The organism is Burkholderia sp. MSMB1459WGS, assembly GCF_001534535.1.
In the GTDB taxonomy this organism is placed as follows: domain Bacteria; phylum Pseudomonadota; class Gammaproteobacteria; order Burkholderiales; family Burkholderiaceae; genus Burkholderia.
In genome coordinates, this window is sequence record NZ_LPMU01000046.1 from 1 (window position 1) to 1,202 (window position 1,202).

At 65.7% G+C, this 1,202-nt stretch carries 1 protein-coding gene; it reads right to left on the reverse strand.

Annotation, left to right across the window (positions count from 1 at the left end; genetic code table 11):
• Positions 1-1,202 (reverse strand): PLP-dependent aminotransferase family protein (locus WT97_RS18920; RefSeq protein ID WP_060354097.1); only part of this gene is annotated, 1,202 nt, incomplete at both ends.

Here is a 1,202-nt window from a genome sequence, read left to right on the forward strand (position 1 = left end):
CCCTGCTCCAGCGCGAGCTGATACAACCGCATCGCGTCGACCTGCGCGGGCAACTCGACCCACAGCACGTAACCGCCTGCCGGGCTCGACATGCGCGTGCCTTCCGGAAAGAACCGCGACACCATCGCGCGCATCAGGTTCGCCTGCTGCGCATACGCCTTGCGCAAGCGCCGCAGGTGATGCTCGTAGCCGTCCCGTTCCAGAAACTCCGCGATCGCCAGTTGCGGCAACGACGGCGTCGCGAGCGTATTCAGGAATTTCAGCTTCTCGACCTGATCGCGATAGCGGCCCGGCAGCGCCCAGCCGATCCGGTACGCGGCCGTCAGGCTCTTCGAGAACGACGAACAATGCAGCACGATCCCGCTACGGTCGTACGACTTCAGCGAGCTCGGGTGCGTGTCGCCGAAATACAGTTCGTTGTACACGCCGTTCTCGATGATCGGCATCCCGGCCTTGGTTGCGAACTCAACCAGTTCGCGCTTGCGCTCGTCCGGCATCTGGAAGCCCAGCGGGTTCTGGAAGTTCGGCATCACCATGCATGCGGCGATCGGCTGCGACTTCGCGATCGCAGCCAGCGCCGCGATGTCGATCCCGTATTCCGGATGCGTGGCAACCTCGATCGCCTTCATCCCCATCCGCTCGATCGCGTGCAGCATCGCGTAGAACGTCGGCGACTCCACGGCGATGGTGTCACCCGGCTTCGCGACCGCCTGCAGGCACAGGTTGATCGCCTCCGTCGCGCCGACCGTCACGATGATCTCGTTCGGATCCACCGACATCCCGTTTTCCAGGTAGCGGCGCGCGATCTGCCGGATCAGCCGCGGGTGGCCCGGCGGCAACCCGTCGGTCACGCCCCACAGCGATTTGTCGCGGCCGGCCGCGTATGCGTAGCGATTGAGCTTCTCGAACGGAAACAGGCTCGGGTCCGGATACGGCGAACCGAGCGGCACCGCGTCGTCCGTGCCGATCGAGCGCAGCGTCGACAGTACGAGCCGGCTCACGTCGACCGACGACGAGATCGCGATCGGCTTCGACGGCCTCAGCTCGCGCACCGGCGCGTGACCGTCGTCGCGACGCAGGTTCACGAAATAGCCCGACTGCGGCCGGCTTTCGAGCAACCCGCGGCTCTCCAGCAGCAGATACGCATGCAGCACGGTCGTGATGCTGATCCGGTGCTGCTGGCTCGCCTGCCGCACCGACGG